26 protein-coding genes are annotated in these 22,764 nt (G+C 44.4%); 23 read left to right on the top strand and 3 right to left on the bottom strand.

The window, feature by feature from the left end:
* Window positions 1–13 precede the first annotated feature (13 nt).
* From CFR83_RS03245 to CFR83_RS03220, 6 genes are all read left to right on the top strand, one after another.
* Complete coding sequence (locus tag CFR83_RS03245) at window positions 14–1,417, top strand: THUMP domain-containing class I SAM-dependent RNA methyltransferase (protein WP_088812542.1); 1,404 nt, start codon at window positions 14–16, stop codon at window positions 1,415–1,417.
* 88 nt (window positions 1,418–1,505) lie between these two features.
* Window positions 1,506–1,739: a hypothetical protein gene (locus CFR83_RS03240; protein WP_088812541.1), complete on the top strand. Its 234-nt coding sequence runs from the start codon at window positions 1,506–1,508 to the stop codon at window positions 1,737–1,739.
* 4 nt (window positions 1,740–1,743) lie between these two features.
* Window positions 1,744–2,127: a type II toxin-antitoxin system death-on-curing family toxin gene (locus tag CFR83_RS03235; protein ID WP_088812540.1), complete on the top strand. Its 384-nt coding sequence runs from the start codon at window positions 1,744–1,746 to the stop codon at window positions 2,125–2,127.
* 29 nt (window positions 2,128–2,156) lie between these two features.
* A complete protein-coding gene (locus CFR83_RS03230; RefSeq protein ID WP_088812539.1) occupies window positions 2,157–2,327 on the top strand; it encodes a rubredoxin in 171 nt (56 codons plus the stop codon).
* An 85-nt stretch (window positions 2,328–2,412) separates the two neighbouring features.
* Window positions 2,413–3,711, top strand: coding sequence for a glutamate-1-semialdehyde 2,1-aminomutase (gene hemL / locus CFR83_RS03225; protein WP_088812538.1), 1,299 nt, complete (start codon window positions 2,413–2,415; stop codon window positions 3,709–3,711).
* The gene (locus CFR83_RS03220; RefSeq protein ID WP_341476331.1) at window positions 3,674–4,558 is read left to right on the top strand and encodes a symmetrical bis(5'-nucleosyl)-tetraphosphatase; all 885 of its coding nucleotides are present in this window, start codon (window positions 3,674–3,676) and stop codon (window positions 4,556–4,558) included. Before hemL ends, CFR83_RS03220 begins: the two co-directional genes overlap by 38 nt.
* A gap of 8 nt (window positions 4,559–4,566) precedes the next feature.
* Here the strand turns inward: CFR83_RS03220 and CFR83_RS03215 are convergent, their stop codons facing one another.
* Window positions 4,567–6,087 carry a cryptochrome/photolyase family protein gene (locus tag CFR83_RS03215; protein ID WP_088812536.1) on the bottom strand — a complete coding sequence of 507 codons (1,521 nt, stop codon included), beginning with the start codon at window positions 6,085–6,087 and terminating at the stop codon, window positions 4,567–4,569.
* Window positions 6,088–6,197: 110 nt separating this feature from the next.
* Between CFR83_RS03215 and CFR83_RS03210 the strand changes: the two genes are divergently transcribed.
* From CFR83_RS03210 to CFR83_RS03195, 4 genes are all read left to right on the top strand, one after another.
* Window positions 6,198–6,791 (top strand): YqgE/AlgH family protein, encoded by a 594-nt coding sequence (locus CFR83_RS03210; protein ID WP_088812535.1) that lies wholly within the window; start codon window positions 6,198–6,200, stop codon window positions 6,789–6,791.
* On the top strand, window positions 6,791–7,216 hold the full coding sequence (gene ruvX / locus CFR83_RS03205; RefSeq protein ID WP_088812534.1) for a Holliday junction resolvase RuvX: 426 nt from the start codon (window positions 6,791–6,793) through the stop codon (window positions 7,214–7,216). The genes CFR83_RS03210 and ruvX overlap by 1 nt, the downstream gene beginning before the upstream one ends.
* A gap of 50 nt (window positions 7,217–7,266) precedes the next feature.
* A complete protein-coding gene (gene pyrR / locus CFR83_RS03200) occupies window positions 7,267–7,800 on the top strand; it encodes a bifunctional pyr operon transcriptional regulator/uracil phosphoribosyltransferase PyrR (RefSeq protein WP_088812533.1) in 534 nt (177 codons plus the stop codon).
* A 94-nt stretch (window positions 7,801–7,894) separates the two neighbouring features.
* Window positions 7,895–8,860, top strand: a complete 966-nt coding sequence (locus CFR83_RS03195) for an aspartate carbamoyltransferase catalytic subunit (RefSeq protein ID WP_088812532.1) — start codon at window positions 7,895–7,897, stop codon at window positions 8,858–8,860.
* A gap of 52 nt (window positions 8,861–8,912) precedes the next feature.
* Here the strand turns inward: CFR83_RS03195 and CFR83_RS03190 are convergent, their stop codons facing one another.
* Together CFR83_RS03190 and CFR83_RS03185 are read right to left on the bottom strand one after the other, a co-directional pair.
* Window positions 8,913–9,497 (bottom strand): recombinase RecT, encoded by a 585-nt coding sequence (locus tag CFR83_RS03190; protein ID WP_088812531.1) that lies wholly within the window; start codon window positions 9,495–9,497, stop codon window positions 8,913–8,915.
* Window positions 9,494–10,450, bottom strand: coding sequence for a YqaJ viral recombinase family nuclease (locus tag CFR83_RS03185; RefSeq protein WP_088812530.1), 957 nt, complete (start codon window positions 10,448–10,450; stop codon window positions 9,494–9,496). Before CFR83_RS03185 ends, CFR83_RS03190 begins: the two co-directional genes overlap by 4 nt.
* An 82-nt stretch (window positions 10,451–10,532) precedes the next feature.
* Here CFR83_RS03185 and CFR83_RS03180 point away from each other — a divergent pair, with 82 nt between their 5' ends.
* The 13 genes from CFR83_RS03180 to CFR83_RS03120 all read left to right on the top strand — a co-directional run bounded on the left by CFR83_RS03180 (window position 10,533) and on the right by CFR83_RS03120 (window position 22,746).
* Entirely contained in the window at window positions 10,533–10,778 is a 246-nt protein-coding gene (locus CFR83_RS03180) for a helix-turn-helix domain-containing protein (protein WP_088812529.1), read from the top strand.
* Window positions 10,779–10,780: 2 nt separating this feature from the next.
* Complete coding sequence (locus CFR83_RS03175) at window positions 10,781–11,629, top strand: hypothetical protein (protein ID WP_088812528.1); 849 nt, start codon at window positions 10,781–10,783, stop codon at window positions 11,627–11,629.
* Window positions 11,630–11,675: 46 nt separating this feature from the next.
* The gene (locus tag CFR83_RS03170; protein ID WP_165765046.1) at window positions 11,676–11,990 is read left to right on the top strand and encodes a VanZ family protein; all 315 of its coding nucleotides are present in this window, start codon (window positions 11,676–11,678) and stop codon (window positions 11,988–11,990) included.
* Window positions 11,991–12,136: 146 nt separating this feature from the next.
* On the top strand, window positions 12,137–13,198 hold the full coding sequence (gene rfbB / locus CFR83_RS03165; RefSeq protein WP_088812526.1) for a dTDP-glucose 4,6-dehydratase: 1,062 nt from the start codon (window positions 12,137–12,139) through the stop codon (window positions 13,196–13,198).
* A gap of 37 nt (window positions 13,199–13,235) precedes the next feature.
* Window positions 13,236–14,249, top strand: a complete 1,014-nt coding sequence (gene rfbD / locus CFR83_RS03160) for a dTDP-4-dehydrorhamnose reductase (RefSeq protein WP_088812525.1) — start codon at window positions 13,236–13,238, stop codon at window positions 14,247–14,249.
* A complete protein-coding gene (rfbC, locus tag CFR83_RS03155; RefSeq protein ID WP_088812524.1) occupies window positions 14,249–14,803 on the top strand; it encodes a dTDP-4-dehydrorhamnose 3,5-epimerase in 555 nt (184 codons plus the stop codon). The genes rfbD and rfbC overlap by 1 nt, the downstream gene beginning before the upstream one ends.
* Window positions 14,804–14,867: 64 nt before the next feature.
* Entirely contained in the window at window positions 14,868–16,310 is a 1,443-nt protein-coding gene (locus tag CFR83_RS03150; RefSeq protein ID WP_088812523.1) for a mannose-1-phosphate guanylyltransferase/mannose-6-phosphate isomerase, read from the top strand.
* A complete protein-coding gene (locus tag CFR83_RS03145; RefSeq protein ID WP_088812522.1) occupies window positions 16,307–17,671 on the top strand; it encodes a UDP-glucose dehydrogenase family protein in 1,365 nt (454 codons plus the stop codon). Before CFR83_RS03150 ends, CFR83_RS03145 begins: the two co-directional genes overlap by 4 nt.
* Before the next feature lie 2 nt (window positions 17,672–17,673).
* Entirely contained in the window at window positions 17,674–18,681 is a 1,008-nt protein-coding gene (locus tag CFR83_RS03140; protein ID WP_088812521.1) for an NAD-dependent epimerase, read from the top strand.
* Between the two features lie 91 nt (window positions 18,682–18,772).
* Window positions 18,773–19,798 carry a polysaccharide biosynthesis protein gene (locus CFR83_RS03135; protein ID WP_165765045.1) on the top strand — a complete coding sequence of 342 codons (1,026 nt, stop codon included), beginning with the start codon at window positions 18,773–18,775 and terminating at the stop codon, window positions 19,796–19,798.
* Window positions 19,799–19,812: 14 nt separating this feature from the next.
* The gene (locus CFR83_RS03130; RefSeq protein WP_088812519.1) at window positions 19,813–20,964 is read left to right on the top strand and encodes a DegT/DnrJ/EryC1/StrS family aminotransferase; all 1,152 of its coding nucleotides are present in this window, start codon (window positions 19,813–19,815) and stop codon (window positions 20,962–20,964) included.
* Window positions 20,965–20,969: 5 nt separating this feature from the next.
* Window positions 20,970–21,716 carry a hypothetical protein gene (locus tag CFR83_RS03125; RefSeq protein ID WP_088812518.1) on the top strand — a complete coding sequence of 249 codons (747 nt, stop codon included), beginning with the start codon at window positions 20,970–20,972 and terminating at the stop codon, window positions 21,714–21,716.
* 1 nt (window position 21,717) lies between these two features.
* On the top strand, window positions 21,718–22,746 hold the full coding sequence (locus CFR83_RS03120) for a glycosyltransferase family protein (RefSeq protein WP_088812517.1): 1,029 nt from the start codon (window positions 21,718–21,720) through the stop codon (window positions 22,744–22,746).
* Window positions 22,747–22,764 lie beyond the last annotated feature (18 nt).

The raw sequence follows: 22,764 nt of genomic DNA, 5'->3' as shown, positions 1-22,764 counted from the left end.
ATAAGGTTTTACGATGAAGTTCTTTATTGTCTGTCCAAGAGGGCTTGAGATACCACTCGCTGAAGAGTTAAAAGAAATTTCAGAACGCTCTGAAATTAAATCATTGGGTGCTTGGGTGATTGATCCACCTCCTGCGAACAGCACGGGTGGTTTGGGTATTGCGGGTCCGATGTCAGTCGCTTTGGCGATTAATCTTCATTCACGCATTGCCAGTCGTTGCTTATTGCAAATGACCCATGTTGCCTACCGCAAAGAAGACGATGTGTACAAAGCAGTCAGATCTCTCAGTTGGGAGGATTGGTTCAATCCAGATCAAACTATGCGCGTGGATTTAACGGCGCATCGTTCACCGCTGACCAGTCTTAATTTTGTCACGCTCAGAATCAAGGATGCGGTCTGTGATCGCTTCAGAGAAGTCAAAGGATCGCGACCTAGTATCGATACAGAGTTGCCTGATGTGCGGGTGCAAGCTCATCTAACGGCGACTCATGCAACGGTTTATTTGGACACCAGTGGTCAATCCCTGTTCAAGCGCGGTTGGCGCGATGATAAGGGTGCTGCACCACTCAAAGAAAACTTGGCTGCAGGCATCTTGGCACTCACTGGCTGGAAGCCTGAGCAACCCTTATTTGATCCCATGTGCGGCAGTGGCACGTTTTTGATTGAAGCGGCTTATCGTGGTTTAGGCATTCCATCGGGCTCGATACGTGCGGGCCTCATGAATCCCAAACAAGCAGAAGAGCAAGCGGCCCAGGCGCACAATCAAGCAGTCAAAGCTCAGCGGAATGAGCAAGAGAAAACAGAAGCTAGCCGGTTCACTCGATACAGACCAACGCGTGTTGACCTAGTGGGGGCTGATCAGGGCTTTGGTTTTCAGAGATTGAAACCATTCAATACGCCAGAACTAAAAAAACAGTGGGACGGCTTGTGCGAAGTAGCAAAGAAAAACATTGAGCAGGGCTTAGCGAATGCGAATAAGCTCAAGATGGCTGCGTGTGATATCAATGAGAACATGATTAGTATTGTGAAGAGTAACTGGAAGCGTGCTGGCTTGCCAGCACAATCTGGTGTGTTATCGAATGTGCGTCAGATTGATGCTTTGGTAGCAAAGTCGCCGTTTGCAGATCCTGGGGTGATGCTTTTTAACCCGCCTTATGGTGAGCGATTAGAGATCAAGGGTGGTCGTGGTGCACGAGACGCCTTGCCTAAAAACAATAACTCACCCGAGTTCATGGAGTTTTTGAATCAGTTCGGCAAGCACCTGAAGGATGATTTCCACGGTTGGCAGGTGGATGTCTTGACAGCAGATATGGGTTTACCAGGACAGCTGCGCATGAAAGAGTCTAAGCGCACACCTTTATTCAATGGCCCCTTGGAGTGCCGTTTGTTTAGGTTTGAGATTAAAAAAGCACAGTAATTAACTACCAAAGGTGGTTTTATTTGACAGATCAGTGCCATTGTCTTTATCATGAAATATCAAGAAATTTCATGATAAAGAGGTTTTTATGAAATCAAAACCAGTTAAAGAAAAATTTGCATCTCAGGCCTCCCCTGAGTTGTTGGCTGCTATGCGTCAACTCGCAGAGGAAGAGGGTAAGCAGTTTCAGGCATTGTTAGACGAGGCAATGCGAGAGTTTCTTGAGCGCAGAAATACTAATAAACCACGACAACATGTTGTTGAAGCGCTTGGTCTAAGTATTCAAGAGTTTGATAGCCTTTATCAAAAATTAGCCAAGTAATTGAATGTCAAAAATAGATTATTTAACAACCATCGAGGTTTTATCTATTCACGCCATTATGATTAAAAAATATGGTGGTGCCCCAGGATTGAGAGATCTAGGGGCTCTAGAAGCAGCGTTATTTCGGCCGCGAACAGGTTATTACTCAGATATTATTTGCCAAGCAGCGGCGTTGATGGAAAGTTTGGCTATCAATCATCCGTTTATAGATGGGAATAAGAGGGTTGCTTTTGCTGTAGTAGACGTCTTTTTGAGAATTAATAAATGTCAATTGGTTGCTGAAAATAACAAAATTCACAAAGAGATGATGAAGATGTTTGATACTCAAACATTTGACTATGATCATATTGAACCTTGGTTAAGAAAGCTTGTTGGTACCAAGCACTAGTAAAATACAGAAAACAGAGGGAAAGAATCATGGAATTTAAAACTTATATGTGTTTGATTTGTGGCTGGGTCTACGATGAAGAAGCTGGTCTTCCGGATGAAGGCATTGCTCCTGGCACTTTGTGGAAAGATGTGCCGATGAACTGGACTTGTCCAGAGTGCGGTGCACGCAAGGAAGACTTTGAGATGACGGTCATCTAAGTCATTGCGATGCAGAAAGCCACCCTCGGGTGGCTTTGAAGTTTTAAGCTGTACCTTTTTACTGAATAAATATTAATCCAAACTCATGAGCAAGAACGAAGCATTATTTTTAAGAGCCCAAAAAACCACGCCGGGCGGTGTGAACTCTCCAGTACGCGCGTTTCGTCAAGTGGGTGGTGTGCCACGTTTTGTGAAGCGTGCGCAGGGTGCTTATTTTTGGGATGCAGACGATAAGAAATACATTGATTGCATCGGTTCATGGGGTCCCATGATTGTGGGTCATGCTCATCCGGCTGTGGTCAAAGCAGTGCAAGATGCGGCTGTGAATAGTTTTAGTTATGGCGCGCCCACTGAAGGCGAGATTGTCATGGCAGAGCGCATCTGCCAATTGGTGCCAAGCATTGAACAGGTGCGTTTGGTCTCCAGTGGTACAGAAGCCACCATGAGTGCATTGCGCTTAGCACGTGGTTTTACTGGTCGTGACTTGATCATTAAATTTGAAGGTTGTTATCACGGTCATGCGGATAGCTTATTGGTGAAGGCAGGCTCAGGCATGTTGACCTTTGCTGATAGCACACAGAATGCGCCATCATCTGGCGGCGTGCCACAAGACTTGGTAAAACACACCTTGGTCTTGCCGTATAACGATGTGGAAGCTCTTGAGTTAGCGTTTAAACAAAATGCGGGCAAGATCGCCGCGCTGATTGTTGAGCCGATTGCAGGTAATATGAATCTGATTCAGCCAAGTGCTACTTTTGTTAAAGCCATGCGTGATCTCACCACCAAAGAAGGTGCTGTGCTGATTTACGATGAAGTAATGACAGGCTTTCGTGTGGCCTTAGGGGGTGCACAAAGTTTGCACGGCGTTCAACCCGACTTAACTTGTTTGGGCAAGGTGATGGGTGGCGGTATGCCAATGGCAGCCTTTGGTGGTCGCAGTGACATCATGAATAAGCTTGCGCCTATCGGTAACGTCTACCAAGCGGGTACCTTGTCGGGGAATCCTTTAGCAGTAGCTGCCGGCTTGGCTAACTTGGACATCATCACTCAGCCAGGGTTTTATGAGTGCTTGGGCACGCAAACCAAAAAGTTTGTGAATGGCCTTGCAGAAAGAGCCAAGCAAGCAGGCGTGACATTTTCAGTGGACAGTGTGGGCGGCATGTTTGGTTTGTACTTCTCTGAAAAAATCCCAACTTCTTACGCCGATGTCACAGCGAGTGATATTGAAGCATTTAAAAAATTCTTCCACTTGATGCTAGACAACGGTGTGTACTTGGCGCCGTCTGCTTATGAAGCGGGATTTATTTCGATTGCGCACGATGATGCGGTGTTAGCAGAAATGTTTAGTGCGGCAGAGAAATCATTTGCCGCATTGGCGCGTTAATTATTCAGCATTCATGGACCACATATTTGCTATCGGAGATGTGCAAGGCTGCCACCAGCAGTTAAAGCAGCTCATCAAGCAATTACCCAAGAAATCCAAGATCATTTGCGTCGGCGATTTGGTCAATCGCGGCCCTGATTCTTTGGGCGCGCTGCGTACACTCAAAGCCTTGCAGGAATCTGGGCAGGCAGAATGTATTTTGGGTAATCATGACTTGCATTTGCTCGCAAGAGACGCAGGCATTCGTGGACCTAAGTCGCTAGATACCTTGGATGACATCCTAAAAGCCCCCGATCGTAAAGAATTGATCGATTGGTTGAGACATCGTCCAATGGCTTTGTACAGTGGTAAGGACAACTTCAACACCATGTTTGTACACGCGGGTATCTTGCCGCAATGGGATGTGACAAAAACACTCGAGTTGGCCCATGAACTAGAAAAAGTCTTGCGTCATAAAAACTACGTCAAGTCGCTCGTAGAGATGTACGGCAACACGCCGAATCAGTGGAGTGACAAACTCAAGGGCGCGGAGCGCTTGAGAGTCATCATTAATTCATTCACGAGATTACGCTTCTGCACGGCAAAGGGCGTGATGGAGTTTGCAAGCAAGGAGGGTGCGGGTGACGCACCACGAGGTTACATGCCTTGGTTTGCAGTACCAAACCGAAAGACTCAAGATGCCAAAGTGGTCTTTGGTCATTGGTCAACTCTTGGCTTGCTAAAGAAAAAGAATGTCGTTGGTTTAGATACGGGTTGTGTGTGGGGTGGGCAGCTTACTGCCATGTCTTTGGGTAAAAGGCCGCAGTTCGTGCAAGTGCCAGGACTTAAAAGACCAGTAGGTCTTTGATTAAAAAATCACAAAGATTCTTTTTTGACCACTGAGTACCTAATCAAGGTGTTCTTCCTCGCCTCATCATGTTGCACAATTGGTAGGGGATAGTCTCTACCCAATCGAATACCTGCAATCTCCAGTTCAATATCGCCAGCTAACCAAGGCGCATGAATTGTTTTCTTGGATAGTTTAGAGAGTTGTGGCAAATACTTTTTAATGAATTTGCCCTCTGCATCAAATTTCTCAGATTGGGTAATTGGATTAAAAATCCTAAAGTAGGGCTGCGCATCGCAACCACTGGATGAGGCCCATTGCCAGCCACCATTGTTCGCAGCAAAGTCAAAATCATTGAGATGGTCAGCGAAATACTGTTCGCCCCAACGCCAATCAATGCCCAAGTCTTTGATGAGAAAACAAGCAACGACCATGCGCAAGCGGTTATGCATATAACCACTTTGATTGAGTTGATGCATCGCTGCATCTACTAGTGGATAACCTGTTTTGCCCTCACACCATGCTTTAAAAAGCTTCTGTGCTTTAGGGCCACTTTCCCAAACAATCTTGTCGTAATCTGGTTTGAATGATTCATGACCAGCGGTGCCATGTAAGAGTGTTTTCTTACTCACGGATGGTGCCAGTCTTGGGTGATTACTCAGAATCATGAAATAAAAGTCTCGCCAAATGAGTTCAGACAGCCAAATGGTCGCGCCCATGCTGCCGGCCAACATGCGCTGATGCGCCTCGCGCACGAGCGCTCGTATAGAAATCGTGCCAAAGCGTGAGTGTACAGACAGGTAGCTAGGACCCTTGACGGATGGGTAGTCGCGCGTTGCGTGATAGTGATCAATGCGTCCCGCAAACTCTTCAAAGAGTTGTGAGGCTCCTGACATGCCTGTGGGCAAGTAACTCTGAATACCTGTACTTTCAAAACCCATGGATGAGAGGCTCGGCATGGGTAAATCTAAGGATTTGGGGATGGAGGCAAAGCGACCGCTATCTAAATTTACCGCATGGGCATCTAAATCAGTTGCCTGTAATTTTTTCAGCCACGCGTTTTTGTAGGGCGTGAACACGGAGAACACGCCGCCCTGTCCGGTGAGCACCTCTTGGTGCTCAAAGATCACCTGGTCCTTGTAGCCATGAAACGCAATCTCTGAAGATTCAAGTGCGAGAGATACGATGCGATCACGCTCAATGGCTGCGGGCTCGTAGTCCTTGTTGGTAAAGACGGCCTGAACTCCTAGTTCCTTGGCGAGCTGCGGAATAATCTCGACTGCCTTGCCGTGACGCACGATGAGCCCGCCACCCTTGGCCCTAAGCTCTGCATCAAGCTCTTGCAGGGATTGCCAGATGAAGTCGACGCGACGATCTTTGTTAAGGTCGCGCTCCAATAGGTAAGACAAAATATCAGTATCAAAGACGAAGGCGACCCAAACCTCCTGGCAGGCCTTCACCGCCATGCGCAGCGCGTGGTGATCGTGAACCCTGAGGTCACGTCGTAGCCAAACCAAGCCTCTTGAGCCAGTGCTATTTCTGGCGGTCATATTATTGTCTCCTCGGGCGTGGGTGTTGATTCACTCTCATGGCCCATGCGTCTCATTTTATAGAGATATTCCGATTTAAGGGGAGGGGCTTAATCAGATAAAATCAGAGCATGACAGAAAAAAGCAACGACGCGCAGCACCTGGCCAATCAATTCTTGATCGCCATGCCCGGCATGGTCGACGATAACTTTGCCGGCAGCGTGGTCTACCTCTGCGACCACACGGACAGCGGGGCGATGGGCTTGGTGATCAACCGACCGACGGACGTTAGCTTGGGCACCTTGTTTGACAAGATCGATCTTCAGCTGGAGACCCAGCCGACTGCGAGTGAGCCCGTTTACTTTGGCGGGCCCGTGCAAACAGATCGCGGCTTCGTCTTGCATGAGCAGGCTGACCTACCGAAGTACAGCTCCTCATTAAGAGTACCCGGTGGCTTGGCAATGACGACCTCTAAAGATGTGCTGGAGGCAGTTGTGGCGGGTGAAGGCCCCAAGAGGTTTTTAATAACCTTGGGCTACGCCGGCTGGAGTGCTGGCCAGCTAGAGGATGAGATTGCTCGCAACGGCTGGCTGAATGTGCCGGCGCCTGCAGAAGAGATTGCGCACATCATCTTTGACACCCTGGACGAGTACAAGTACCAAAACGTCTTGGGCCTATTGGGAATTGATGTGGGATTCTTATCCGGCGAGGCGGGGCACGCCTGATGTCTGAGCAACCAACACCCAGTCAGGCTGCAGCTCAGACAAATCTGCAGACCATCTTGGCCTTTGACTATGGCGAGAAGCGCATCGGCGTTGCGGTAGGTAACACGCTCACCAGAACTGCTGAGCCCCTCAAAATTATTGAACAACAATTTCAGTACGAGCGCTTCAAAGCCATCGAGCAGGTGATCAACGAGTGGCAGCCTCAGCTGCTAGTGGTCGGCCTGCCCAAGCACCCCGACGGCGCCGAGCACGACATGACGCAGAAGGCCAGGCGCTTTGGCAACCAGCTGCACGGACGCTTTCATCGGGAGGTCGTGTGGGTCGACGAGCGCTACACCTCGGTATCAGTTGAGGGCGGGAACGATGCCCTAGCGGCTCAGCTCATCTTGCAGCAGTATCTGCAAGAGCAGGGCCGCAAAGAGTAATATCGGGGTACCATGAACTGTTCCACTAAATAGATAGCAAAAAAAGAATCATGACCAATAGCCAACACGCCATCCCACCAGCAGAAGACTTGTACCAGGCCTTGCTCTCGCAGCTCAAGGCCCTGCGGCAGGCAGGCGCGAGCTTTGAGCTGGCAGGCTTGGCCAGCGGCGGCGCTTGGGTAGCAGAGCGCTTGGCCAAAGATTTAGGCTTGCCGTACCATGGCGTCATCAACGTCTCCTTCCACCGCGACGACTACGCAGAAAAGGGCGTGAAGGCGTTCAACAGCGCCGAGGGCATGTCGACCAAGCTGCCCTTCGAAGTCGAGGGTGCTCACATCATCCTGGTGGACGATGTTCTGGATACAGGCAGAACGGTGAGAGCGGCTCTCAATGAATTATTTGACTACGGCCGGCCGGCGAAGGTCGACCTCGCGGTCTTGGCAGACCGCCACAGGAGGCAGCTACCCGTCGACGCCACCTTTAAGGGCGCCAAGGTCAAGGTGGCGGATGAGCAGATTCTGGTGCTGGACCAGGCAGAGACAGGGCGTTTTGAATTTGCGACCGAAGTAAAAGGTAAATCTTAAAAAGGTGCCGAGGCGACAAGTGAAGCAGTGGTAAAGACAACTCCAACAATAAAAAATAACTCAACAGAAGAACCGATTAAAATACTCACCTAAGATGACAAAAACGCCAAGCCAACTACAGTTAAATGATCGGGGTGAGTTAACCCACCTATTAACTTTAGAGGGATTGTCGAAGGAACACATCCTGCACATCTTGGACACCGCCCAGCAGTTTGTGGCGGTGAGCGACTCGGACAGGGAGGTAAGAAAAGTACCGCTCCTTCGCGGCAAGAACGTCTTCAACCTCTTCTTCGAAAACTCCACGCGTACTAGGACCACCTTTGAGATTGCCGCTAAGCGCTTGTCTGCAGACGTGGTCAACTTGGATATTCAAACCTCATCAACAGCCAAGGGTGAGACGCTACTCGACACCATCGACAACCTCGTGGCGATGCAGGCCGACATCTTCGTGGTGAGGCATAAAACAACTGGTGCTGCTGTAGAGGTGGCACAACACCTGCCGCCGCACGTGCACGTGATCAACGCTGGTGACGGCACGAACCAGCACCCGACACAGGGCCTGCTCGACATGTACACCATGCGTCACTACAAGCAGGACTTCACAAACATTAAGGTCGCGATCATCGGCGACATCGTTCACAGCCGAGTGGCCAAGTCAAACATCCACGCGCTGACGACTTTAGGTTGTCCAGAGATCAGAGCGATTGGTCCAGAAAGCCTATTGCCCAAAGACCTCAACATGATGGGTGTCAAAATTTACAACAACATCGAAGAGGGCTTAAAAGGTGTGGATGTGGTGATGACTCTTAGAATTCAAAAAGAACGCATGGAGGCAGGTCAAGTGCCAGAAGGTGATGCATTCTTCAAAGAGTGGGGTCTTACCAAAGAAAGACTTCAACTCGCTAAGTCTGATGCCATCGTGATGCACCCGGGCCCCATGAACCGAGAAGTAGAAATCGCCAGTGATGTGGCAGACGGTCCGCAGGCGGTGATTCTCAAGCAAGTCACCTTTGGGATTGCTGTTCGTATGGCGGTGATGTCGATTGTGGTGGGAAATTAGCTTATTAACCTAAGCTGTACTCTCACAAGTGAATATAGTGTTTGATAAATAGTTAAACTTTTGCAATCAATTGCTTTAACTCTGTTACTCTATTTTTCACTGGCGTCATTCCTTCTGGTAATTTTAAATCTACTTGTTTACCCTGGTTAATAGAGGGCTCGTTTGCAGAGATGGCTAGAGCCAGTCTCGCACATTGCTGTATCACTCTATGTCTTAGCATGCGCCTAGGCATCTGTTGCCACGATGGGTGATCGGTTCTGACTTCTTCAAAGTATTCTTTAATCACAATCGGCAATATTCTGTCATTTCGATAAATAGTGCACTCCATCCAAGTCGGTATGCCATTAATGAGTTCAGTTGAGTCTCTTAGACTCATGCCTGCATATTGAGAGTGATTGTTAATAAGCTTGGACCACCCATCAATGGTGATGAAGGGTTGATAAGTCTGGTCTTGCCCCTGAAGTAAGGCTATCTCATCCGATAGAGGATCTAACTGGTACTTATTGGCGAGTCTCAGTAGTTGTACCTGAGGATAGAGTGCTACCCCTAAGTGTTGATCTAACCAAAGTTGGACTTCTTCTGGATTAAGAGCCATGGTTTGGCAAAGTGTATTGATTGCTGTAGATAGTGCTTTCATGAGAGCTCCTTGATCACCAAGCGACGACTATGCTGGATAGGTACTTGGTATTGATGGACTAAGTCTGGATGTTCTTCAGAGAGTCTCTTGGCATCTAGTCTTAGAGATGGTTTAGGTGCCTTCCAGGTGGCTAAGGTCTGACCATGGTAGGTCAGCACTTCTGCATCTTGCATCTGTCCCATGATGCTTTGTTTGATTTGACTAATCTCCGCTTCATAGTGTTCTACTTTCTCATTGAGGGATTTGAGCTTCTTAATGAGTTCGCAAATCTCAGCAGGCGCCTCGAGTGATTTACTGACTGTTGATTTACCAAACAGAGTCTTGTAGTCAGACTGAGAGGTGGCGGCAGGAGCAATGTCAGTTAGAACATGGTTTTCCCAGAATGATTTAGCTCTTTCCAGAACCATCTGTTCTAGCTCAAGATCTCGACCAATCTCGTAGATCCTAAAGTCAGCATTACCAAATAGAACTGCTAGATCAGTTCGATCAATATTGGTGAGCATCATGTACCAAACACATTGCACTAGATATGAGAGTGGTACCTGATCACTACCAGCCTCTCCCCACTCTGATTGAGCAAAAGGATTCGCTGTCTTGCATTCCAAAATCCGTGAAGCAGAAATACGACCATTAGAACCAATCAAGGGTAAATCACCCGACAGAACAAACCGGTCAATGTGCCCATGCATGTACGAATACTCAGGGTGAACTATTGCAGCATCATGAGTCGCCAAAGACAAGCCAGTTGCTAGGGCATATTCAGAGGCGACAAAGGATTCAGCAAACTGACCAAATCGGAGTGGTAAAGAATCACGAACCGCCATTTCCTTACCAGTCTTCTCCATCCACACATCCACAGCACTGCGGTACTTTGATAAACCCAACACTGCACCCACATCCGATCCACCTAGACTTTTAGCTCGCAACAGGGCAAAATCTTGATTATTAAGCATATTTTAGGTCCTTTAGCATTTAAAAAAGTGTTAATTAAACTATTAATAATGCAATTTAACTCATTATAAGGTCAAATTAACTTTGATTACAAGTGCTCAGATTCGTGCTGCTCGTGGATTGTTAGATTGGTCTAGACGTGAGCTTGCAGAAAAGTCTGGTGTGGGCTTCTCAAGCTTGTTACGTTTGGAGTCTTTCGAAGGAGTTCCAAGTAGTAACGTCAAAACACTTGAAGCATTAAAAAAGGCATTTGAAGAGGCCGGTGTTGAATTCATAGGCACACCCGATGATCGACCTGGTGTTCGGTTGAGTGTATCCAATAAACCTTAGCCATGTTGCCAAGACGTAGACGTTCGGGTGGCCCACAAACTGATGCTGGTAAACAAGCATCTTCGCGTAATGCTCTAAAAACTGGTGCTTATTCAAGTCTAATTATTTTGCCTGGTGAGTGTGAAGATGACTTTAGAGCTTTAGAGGAGCAATTCAGTCACGACTTTTCGCCCAGAGACATTGCTGAAGCTGCAATGGTTCGCAATCTAGCGGTGATTACTTGGAAAAAGTTGCGCGTGGAAAAGTTAGAGCATGCAGGATTGATTCGTAAGTTGGGTGAGCCTTTTGAGCTACCTGAATATTTTAAAATCCAATACGATTTTGGAGGACATCCTCAAGAAAAAGTTCTAGGGCTTGCTCGTATTACAGAAGCAGACCACGTTCCAGATTGGAAATTAGGTTTTAAGCTCTTGCGGAAATTTTCAAAGCAGGGCGCAACAGTAAAGGAGTTAGACCAACTTCAACAGGGTGCTCCTATTGTGTACGAGTTTTTGTTAATAGCAGCTCGTGATCTCAAGATGGAGAATGATGACCACCTTTCATGGTCTAAACAGCAGGTGACCAATGCTTTAAATGAAAAATATGACTTCATCACTAATTTTTCCCAGAAATTCATCGCCAAATATAAAGAGCAAGAGTGGGTCGTTGATCATTTCGATAGTCTTAAAGCAATCGTTGTTGATATTCAAGAAAAGCGACTCTTAAAGTTTATTCAGTTCAATAGCGCACAACGTGTTTACGATGATCTCGATCGATCCTTCTATAAAACGCTCAGCGAGCTAAGACGTCATCAACAATGGCGACGTGACATGCAAGCCATAGATGTCACGCCCACAGAGGATGATGAGTAATTCCAATCGGCATCCTTTACTAGCACGCTTCATTTTTTGGCTGGTCATGTTGCTAATGACCACCTTATTTTTAGTCCCACAAGAGTTTGTATCTAGCGATATTTTTGATTGGTGGGACAAGGCACAACACGCCTTGGCTTTTGGCCTGCTGATGTTGCTGGGCTTTGTTGTTTACGCCAAGTATTTCTGGAGGATGATGATGAGCCTAATTCTCTATGGTGCTGTCATTGAGATCATTCAATCATGGACAGGTTGGCGGCAGGGCGATGTGATGGATGCTCTGGCGGATATGGTCGGTGTGCTAGTGATCGCTTTACCTATCCGAGGCTATCAAAACTATAGCTTACGCAGTGGGCGTTAATCACTTAAAACCTCATTTTTACAAAACGGACTAATTCTCATTTGGGTGAATAAGTTAGAGCAAGTGGCGCACGCCAATGCCGTTTCAAGCTTATTTCTCATCACGTTTATGAGAAAATGATGCCTATTATTCAATAGATATCAATCATGATTCTAGTCACAGGTGGCGCAGGTTTTATCGGGGGCAACTTTGTCTTGGATTGGTTGGCTAATCCTACCGCTGAAGGTATTGTCAACCTAGATAAGCTAACCTATGCAGGCAATCTGACTACCCTCAAATCACTAGAAAAAGATACTCGTCACGTATTCGTACAAGGTGATATTGGTGATTACGAGTTAGTACTCTCGTTACTAAAGAAATACTCTATTCGTGCAGTCGTTAACTTTGCTGCTGAATCACATGTAGATCGTTCGATTCATGGTCCCGGGGACTTTATTCAGACGAATGTGGTGGGTACGTTCAATTTACTGGAAGCTGTTCGCGTTTATTGGACAGAATTACCCGAGCCACAGAAACAATCGTTCCGATTTTTGCACGTGTCGACGGATGAGGTGTACGGATCTCTATCTCCAACTGACCCTGCATTCTCCGAAACGAATTCATATCAACCGAATAGTCCTTACTCGGCATCAAAGGCAGCATCCGATCATTTGGTGCGTGCATGGCACCACACCTACGGTCTGCCAGTTCTCACAACCAATTGTTCAAATAACTATGGACCGTATCACTTTCCCGAGAAGTTAATTCCTTTGGTGATTCTGAATGCATTGGCTGGTAAGCCTTTACCGATTTATGGCGATGGACAACAGATCCGTGATTGGTTGTATGTGAAAGATCACTGCTCAGCCATTCGTCGTGTACTAGAGGCGGGCAAATTAGGTGAGACCTATAACGTCGGTGGCTGGAATGAAAAACCAAACCTTGATGTTGTGCATACCATTTGCTCGATCTTGGATGGTTTGCGTCCAAAAACTGATGGTACCTCTTATGCCACACAAATTACTTATGTCAAAGATCGTCCAGGGCACGATCGCCGTTATGCAATTGATGCCACCAAATTAGAGCGTGAGCTTGGTTGGAGGCCCGCCGAAACCTTTGAGACCGGCATCCCAAAAACAGTGCAGTGGTATTTGGATAATCAAGAGTGGACCGAGGGAATACTGAGTGGCTCTTATCGTGAGTGGGTCCAGAAACAATACAGTAGATGAAATCATTGATTGCTAATTAATAGTTACCGACCTTTATATGTCTTACTCATCCTTTGAACTGCTAGATCATAGCCGACCCATTGTGGTGTTTGGTCGCGATGGTCAAGTGGGACGAGCATTACAAATTTGTTTAAAAGATCTCAAGGTGCCGACTGTTTTCTTGGGCCGTGCTGACTGTGATTTAACGAGTGAGTCTTCCATTGTGGAGGTATTGAATCGTTATCAACCTCAGGTCATCATCAACGCAGCTGCCTATACGGCTGTTGACAAGGCAGAAGCTGAGCGAGATCTAGCTTTTGCGATTAATGCTAAAGCCCCTGAGTTGATAGCTCGTTATATTGCTAATGTGGCTCATGGTATTTTGGTTCATTATTCAACCGACTATGTTTTTGCTGATACAAGTCAAACAGCCTACTTGGAGACAGATATTGCGGGGCCTCTAGAGCAGTTGAGTGCTTATGGCCAAAGTAAGTTAGCGGGCGAACAAGCGATTGAGGAAGCCTTTAATTTGGCGCATGATTCTGGAAATGCCAAATGTCAAGATGGGCTTCCCAGATATTTAATCTTAAGAACATCTTGGGTTTATGGTGATGGTGAGAATTTTATTCAGAAGATCTTGCGCTTAGCTGCTAAGCATGCTCAACTCGAAATTGTGAATGATCAAATTGGAGTGCCCACATCTGCTGATTGGTTAGCAAAAATGAGCATGCAGATGATTGATTCAAATATTGAGTCTGGGATCTACCATGTGGTGCCTGATGGTGAAACGTCATGGCATGGTTTGGCTGTATTGGCGATAGAAGCAGCTATTGCTCAGGGTGAGTGTCTTGATGCTAAACCTGAAAATGTTATACCTATACCAACTGTAGAATATTCGATGAAAGTCAGGCGACCTTATAACTCTCGTTTGAATAATACCAAGCTTAAGAAAGCATTATCAAGCGTGTCTTTTACGGAGAAATATCCTGAATGGCAAGATCAGGTTCGGGCCTATATTAAAGAAAATGTCGTGAAGTTTTTAAGTATGGGTATGGTTGGTGAAAGTCATTAATGTCAATAACAGTTACACCTACCAGAATTCCTGATGTTTTAATCATTGAGCCCAGAGTGTTTGGCGATGATCGCGGCTTCTTTTTTGAGTCATTTAATGAGAATTACTTCTCTGCTGCTGTAGGTCGAAAGGTTACGTTTGTACAAGATAACCACTCGCTATCCAAAAAAGGTGTATTGAGGGGGTTGCATTATCAAACACAGCAAACCCAGGGGAAGTTGGTGCGGGTGAGTTGTGGTGCAGTCTTTGATGTGGCAGTTGATCTTCGCCAATCATCAGCAACTTATGGTCAGTGGGTAGGTGTTGAACTCTCTGCAGAGAATAAGAAACAGTTGTGGATACCGAAAGGTTTTGCCCATGGGTTTTTAGTTTTGTCTGATGAGGCCGAGTTCTTATATAAAACGACTGATTATTGGCATGCTACTAGTGAGCAATGTATTGTTTGGGATGATTCCACTTTGAATATTCAGTGGCCCAATATAGATGCGGCACCAATTTTGAATGCGAAGGATCAGCAAGGACTTTCTTGGGGTCAGGTTCCTAAATTTGATTAGGTTAGAGACCTAATTAATAATGGTTTTAGCTTAAATCCTTCAACATTTCATATAAAATTTGGGGATGTCTAGCAATATCAAACCGGTCATTCTGTGCGGGGGTTCAGGCACTCGTTTGTGGCCACTTTCCAGAGAAAGCTTTCCCAAGCAATTTGTGCCTCTTATTGGTGGTCAAAGTCTTTTGGGTTTAACCATAGAGCGTGTCAAAAAACTGGGTCCCCCTATTTGCATTACGAACGAAGAGCATCGTTTCTTTGTTCAAGACTTATTAACTTCATCACTCAATGACGCTACCGATGCTGGCGCTAATATTCTTTTGGAACCAGCGGGTCGTAATACCGCCGCTGCTATGGCGAGTGCTGCTTTCATGCCAGGTATTACTAGTTCAGATCTGTTGCTATTTTTACCATCCGATCATTTTGTGCCTGATGTCGATGTGTTTGTGGCAACGATGCAGTCGGGGATTGCAGCGGCGCAAGCTGGATACATTGTTACATTTGGTGTTCAACCTAGCTTTCCAAGCACAGCTTATGGCTACATTCAGCAGGGGGGGTGTATTGAAGATATTAGTGCTGGTAGTGGTTCAACTTGTGCTGTGGAGCGTTTTGTAGAGAAGCCACCCGCAGATAAAGCCCAAGACATGTTGTTATCTGGCAATTATCTTTGGAATGCCGGCATTTTCTTGTGTCAGGCATCCGTACTAATTGATGCACTATCAAAGCATGCTTTAGATATTTTGCAGTCTTGCCAGAGTGCTATGCAAGAAGTTCAAGTGGATGGTGCTTTCGTGCGACCCAATAAAGAAGCGTTCTTAGCTTGCCGCTCTGAATCGATTGATTATGCAGTGATGGAGCATTTCGATAAAGTTGCAGTTGTGCCATTCAAGGGTGCCTGGAGTGATGTGGGTAGTTGGAACGCCGTTGCTAGTTTATCGCCAGCAGATGCATCTGGTAATCGTATCAATGGTCAAGGTTTGGCAATTCAATCGACTAATACCTACATTAATGCACCCCATCGACCTGTTGTAGCGTTGGGCACTTCTGATTTAGTGATTGTAGATACAGCCGATGCTGTTTTGGTGGCTTCTGCTGATAAGGTGGAACAGGTCAAAGAAGTGGTGGCTCAGCTTAAAAAAAATGGTACTTCTCAAGCGGTGATGAATCGTCGTGTTGCTCGCCCCTGGGGTTGGTATGACTCGATTGATATGGGGGATCGTTTTCAGGTGAAACGAATTGCTGTTAAACCGGGTGCCAGTTTGAGTTTACAAATGCATCATCATAGAGCCGAGCATTGGATTGTGGTGAAGGGCACGGCCAAGGTAACTAATGGCGAAGATATTTTCTTGCTAGAAGAAAATCAGTCGACGTATATTCCAATTGGAGCTAAACATCGTTTGGAAAATCCAGGTAAAACAGACCTAGAGATGATTGAGGTTCAATCAGGGGCTTACTTGGGTGAGGATGACATTATTCGTTTTGAAGATGTATACGGTAGGATTAAAGAATGAAAATTACGGTGATTGGTTCGGGGTATGTTGGTTTGGTGACAGGGGCTTGTCTTGCCGAGCTTGGGAATCACGTTTTTTGTTTGGACTTAGATCAGCAAAAGATTGATTTATTAAATAGTGGTGGAGTTCCCATTTATGAGCCAGGCCTGGATGCCATGATTGCCCGTAATCGTGATGCTGGTCGAATTCAGTTCTCCACTGATATTCAAGCTGCTGTAGATCATGGCGATATTCAATTTATAGCGGTAGGAACCCCGTCTAAAGAGGATGGTTCTGCTGATTTGCAACATGTCTTGTCTGCAGCGCAGCATATTGGCCAGCATATGAGTGGATATAAGGTTATTGTAAATAAATCAACTGTTCCTGTTGGAACGGCTGATCAAGTGAAGGCCACCATTAATGAGGTATTGAGCGAAACGAATAGGGTGATAGATTTTTCGGTTGTTTCTAATCCAGAATTTTTGAAAGAGGGTGCTGCAATTGATGACTTTATGCATCCAGATAGGATTGTGATCGGCACATATGAGGACGATGCAGGTTGTCAGGCTAAAGATTGGATGCGTAAGCTATATGCGCCTTTTAATAGACATCACGAACGAACCTATTACATGGATGTGCGCAGTGCAGAGTTAACAAAATATGCAGCAAATGCAATGTTGGCTACCCGTATTTCCTTTATGAATGAGTTGGCCAATTTGGCTGATTATGTAGGGGCTGATATTGATCAAGTGCGTCAAGGTATTGGTTCTGACGCCCGAATTGGGTATGGTTTTTTATATGCAGGTACTGGTTATGGCGGTTCCTGCTTTCCTAAAGATGTTCGAGCTTTGGTTCAGACTGGCAATCAATATCAACAAGATTTAAAAATACTAAAGGCTGTAGAGTCTGTTAATACAACTCAAAAGTTGATTTTGGTTCGTAAAGTGGTTAATCGGTATGGCGATGATTTAAAGGGGAAAACTTTTGCAATTTGGGGGTTATCTTTTAAGCCAAATACTGATGATATGCGCGAAGCGCCAAGCAGAATGATCATCAAAGAGTTGGTGGGCCGCGGTGCAAAAGTTCAAGCTTATGACCCAGTTGCCATGAAAGAGGCGCAACATTGCTTTAACTTAGATTTTCGTGAGTCGCCTCAAAATTTAGAGCAGATTACTTTGTGTGAGACGATGTTGTCGGCGCTTAAAGGTTGTGATGCTCTCATTCTGATCACAGAGTGGAAAGAGTTTAGATCGCCTGATTTTACGCAACTCAAAAATAGCTTGATTGATTCAGTTATATTTGATGGACGTAATCTTTATGAGCCTAATGAAATGACTAATTTTGGCTTTGAGTATTATGGTGTAGGCAGGTGTAATAGTTGATCATGTCAAAAATTATCGTTACTGGTTGCGCAGGATTTATTGGCATGCATGTCGCTTTGGATTTATTGTCTAAAGGATATGCTGTTGTTGGCGTAGATAATTTAAATGATTACTATGACCCAGTATTAAAAAAAGCTCGTTTATTTCAAATTGGGAATCAAGCCAATTTTGAGTTCTTTGAGAGCGATATTGCTAATTACAACTCTCTAAAAGAAATATTTGATCTAGTTAAACCTGATTATGTTATTCATTTAGCAGCGCAAGCTGGGGTGCGATATTCGATTCAAAACCCTCACGCATATTTTCAGAGTAACCTTTTGGGCTTTGGTAATGTTTTAGAGTGCTCACGCCATGCTAACGTTAAGCATTTGATTTACGCTAGTTCTTCTAGTGTGTACGGTGCGAATACAGAGTTACCTTATGCGGTCACTCAAAATGTGGATCATCCTGTTAGCTTATATGCCGCAACAAAAAAGTCAAATGAGTTAATGGCGCATAGCTATAGTCATTTATATCAATTGCCCACAACGGGTTTGCGATATTTCACTGTATATGGTCCATGGGGTAGACCAGATATGGCGCCTTGGTTGTTTACTGAGGCAATTTTGGCAGGTAAGCCTATTAAGGTGTTTAACCACGGCAAGATGCGACGTGACTTTACTTATATTGATGATATTGTTTTTGCAACGGTAGCTCTCTTAGAGTTGTCGCCAGGAGTTTGCTCTAGCCAGGCTTCATTAATGCCAGATATGCCAAAGACCCCTTATCGAGTTTGTAATATTGGGCATCATCAGCCAGTTGAATTATTGAAATTCATCGAATTGTTAGAGCATAACTTGGGCCAAGAAGCTAAAAAAATTCTATTGCCTATTCAAGACGGTGATGTTTTGGAAACTTATGCTGATATTTCTGAGCTTCAACAGTTAATTCAATTCTCCCCCCTTGTTAGTCTTGAGGATGGTTTGTCCCGCTGGGTGGCTTGGTATAAATCATATGCTAGGAAGACTTAGGTAGCTCTTGAGTACAATGTGATTTATCTGGTTTGCGTTAATAGATCTTAACTGGTGCCTATCTGATTAAAAAATTAAAGGAAATGAGACCTTGATTAAAAGTAAAAAAATTATCATTTTTGGGGGTACTGGCTCCTTAGGACAGGCGTTGTTGCGCAGATTGGGTGAGGAAAATGAGTTAGCTCTTTTTTCGAGAGATGAAGCTAAGCACTGGACTATTAGAAATCAATTGCCAATTGGCAATGCAACAAAATTTATTGTGGGTGATATTCGCGACTCTTCTAGAGTAGAGCAAGCATTGCTGACTTTTCAGCCACATATCATCATTATCGCTGCAGCATTAAAACAGGTTGATACATGTGAGTTATCACCTTACGAGAGTGTGCAGACCAATATATTGGGTATCAAGAATGTTAATGATGCCGTGATCAATCATGCATATAGGATGCAGAATTTGGAAACTGTTTTGATGGTTTCAACAGATAAGGCCTGCGCTCCAACCAATGTTTATGGAATGTGCAAAGCTATTGCTGAAAGAATGGTAACAAGCTCTTCGCTGATACAGGCTAAGCCTCGCTTTGTCGGCGTCCGTTATGGTAATGTTCTTGAGTCAAGAGGGTCGATTATTCCATTGTTTAGACATCAAGCTGAGTCGAATGATTGCTTTACTGTGACTCATCCTGAGATGACGCGATTCATCATGACCTTGGATCAGAGTATTGACTTGATTGAGGCTACTGCAATCGGGGCAAAATCTGGTGAGATTTGGTTGCCAAAATTAAAGGCGATGAAGATTTTAGATTTGGCAAATATTTTTGCGGATAGGTTTAAAAAACCTGTCAAAGTTGTTGGCATGAGGCCTGGCGAAAAATTGCATGAAGATTTGGTAAGTGCCCCTGAATCGGTGCGCGTTCTAGATGAGGATGGTTTCTATAAGTTATCGCCTGCGCATGCAAGCATTCCGATTGATGCAAAAGTATTCGACTATGCCTCTAATCATGACTTAATGTCTCGAGATGAATTGGAGGCCTATTTAAATTCAATTGGTATTTTTGATAAATCAATGGGGGACTTTGTTGGCCGCCAGATTGAAGAAATTGTTGATATTAAGCAATAGATTGAGGTGGCTGAATGAAGTATCCAATGTTCAAAGTGCACATGCCAGTAGATGATGCTCTAAATAAAATTGAGTCTGTTTTGCGCTCTGGATTTGTTAATGAGGGTATTGAAGTTACTCAATTTCAAGATGCTTTAAAAGATTATTTGCATGTAGATAATTTGGTTTTGATGAATTCCTGCACTAGTGCATTAACTGTGGCATATAAGATTGCTGGAGTTGGTCCTGGTACCGAGGTAATTTCAACAGCCATGACATGTATCGCAACCAACACACCAATTGAAAACTTGGGAGCAAAGATTGTATGGGCTGATGTTCTTCCGGAATCAGGATCAATTGATCCTAAGGATATTGAAAAGAAAATTACCAACAAAACTAAAGCGATTGTTTTCGTGAACTGGGCTGGCACACCTTGTGATTTGGAGGTTATCGCAAAGCTAGGTCAAAAGTATGGAATTCCTGTTATACAAGATGCCGCTCATGCATTTGGGGCAACATGGGATGCCAAGCCAATCTCTGACTACGCAGACTTTACTTGTTACTCATTTCAAGCCATTAAACATTTGTCTTCAGGGGATGGTGGCGCATTGGTATGCAAAAAGGCAGATGATTTTCAGTTAGCAAAGAAGTTGAAATGGTTTGGTTACGACCGTGATGCTGCTAAGGATGAAAAAGGAGAATGGAAAGGGCAGCGCTGGAGTGCTGATATCTGCGCTGGCGAAGTTGGATTTAAGTTCAATATGAATAATATCTCTGCTGCAATTGGATTGGCTCAAATGCCATACATTCAAGGGTTGTTAGATGCGCATCGGCATAATGCTGATGTATATACAAAAGCCTTTGCTAAAAGTTCTTTGATTATGCCGATTCAAATTCCTCAGAAAGCAAAATCTAGTTACTGGGTTTATACCTGCTTAACTTCAAGTTCTGTTGATAGGGATTTATTGCTTGAAAAACTGAATGCTGCCGGTGTGGGCGCTGGCCTAGTGCATTTATCTAATGATATGTATAGTGCCTTCAAACCCTATGAATCGAGCCTGCCTGGAACACGTTTATTTGGAGATCGACAAATTTCCTTGCCATGTGGCTGGTGGTTGACTAAAGAGAATTGTTTTGAAATTGCCCAGTTAGTTGAGGACTTAGCAGCAGAGTCGTTGAGTGCGTAAATTCAATGAATGATCTACCCAAAGTTTTTATTGGTACGCTTTATAGTGGTGAGGCTGAATATAATCACGCTTGTGATGCAATAAGTGCCCAAAAAAATACACTCATCCAACATCAAGTCATTGCAGGGTTGTCTGAGATGGAGGCACACAACGCTCTATGGAGTAGTTGGGAAAGCGTTAAATTAGATTTCGACTATTTTATAAAAATTGATGCTGATACTGTGCTGATTGATGATTTAGCAATTTCTAGAATTATAGACGTGTTTAGAGCAAATCCAAGGGTGACAGGCATTCAAATATTTTTGAAAGACTACTTTACCGATAGTCTCATAGCTGGTTTAAATTGCTTCACACCTCAAGTCATCTTTAAGCAAGCAACTAATAAATTGATGCCTGATCGAGTTGACACTAATCATGATCTTGTATTGAGTCCTTCGCAAGTACTTTCTTTGGCTCCTATAGCTTGGCATTGCCTAAATCCTCATGAAGCACAGGCATTTCATTATGGATTACACAGAAAATTAAAAAAACAAAATGCAGTATTAAAGTTGGTTGCTACTAAGTGGGTTAGCGATGGATGTCAAGATGATCCAAGAGCGTGGGCTTTAGCTGGCGCAATGAGTGCATCTTTTTGGACTAGAAAGTGTGATTACAAAGATGCGGCATTTACTAAAATATTTGAAAAGCAAAAATTAAATAAAAGTAGGCTATTGCAGGTGCGTGATTTCGCTAATCGGTTAATTGGTTCTTGATATGTCATTCAAGATAGCTATTGGACATAAAATTCAGACTGGTCCATATGGTGGTGGTAATGCTTTTGTAAAGAGTTTGTCTCAGGGTCTTGTCTTATCAGGAAATCAAGTTTTTTTTGATCTTTATGAGCCTAATTTAGATTTCATAATCATGACAGACCCCAGGGCATCTAGTCCTAATGTTAGTTTTGCCGCAAAAGCCATTCTCCAGTATTTGAAATTATTTCCTAATACTATTGTGATTCATAGAATTAATGAGTGCGATGAGCGCAAAGGTACTTATTTCATGAATTTGAGATTGAGATTGGCTAATTATTGTGCGGATCACACAGTCTATGTGGGGGCTTGGTTAAAAAAATTAAACTTGATCAATTCTTGCAATATCAATCGCTCAAGCAGTGTTATTCTTAACGGAGGTGACCAATCTATTTTTAATTCATCTGGACAAAGTGTTTGGTCTGGTGAGGGCCCTTTAAAGATTGTTACCCATCACTGGGGTGGCAACTGGATGAAGGGGTTTGATGTGTATAGTGATTTAGATAATCAATTGGCAAACCCTCTTATGCGAGAACTATTTGAGTTCACATATATTGGAAAATTACCAAAAGGATTTAAATTCAAATATGCAAATTATATTGAGCCCCTATCTGGAGAAATTTTAGCTCGGCAGTTGAAGCGCCATCATGTCTATTTGACTGCGTCAATCAATGAGCCTGGGGGTAATCATCAAATCGAGGGGGGCTTATGTGGCCTGCCGATAATTTATAGAAATAGTGGTTGTTTGCCAGAGTATTGTGATGGTTATGGTTTAATGTTTGAGCGAGAAAATATCATTGAAGCTATCCATGACATGCGGCATGGTTATCAATTTTTTTTAAATAAAATGAGTGCATTTCCTCATACTGCAAATTTGACAGTTAATAACTGGATTGCTTTGCTAGATAAATTAAACTTATCTAGGAGCACATTAATATCTTCTAGGCATCAGAGTTATATATATCATCTGCTGAATAAATACCTTATCTATTAAAGTTATATTTGTAAGAGG

This window comes from Polynucleobacter victoriensis (assembly GCF_900187875.1).
Taxonomy (GTDB): domain Bacteria; phylum Pseudomonadota; class Gammaproteobacteria; order Burkholderiales; family Burkholderiaceae; genus Polynucleobacter; species Polynucleobacter victoriensis.
The sequence above is the reverse complement of the archived record's forward strand: the minus strand, read 5'-3'. Positions and strand labels throughout refer to the sequence as shown.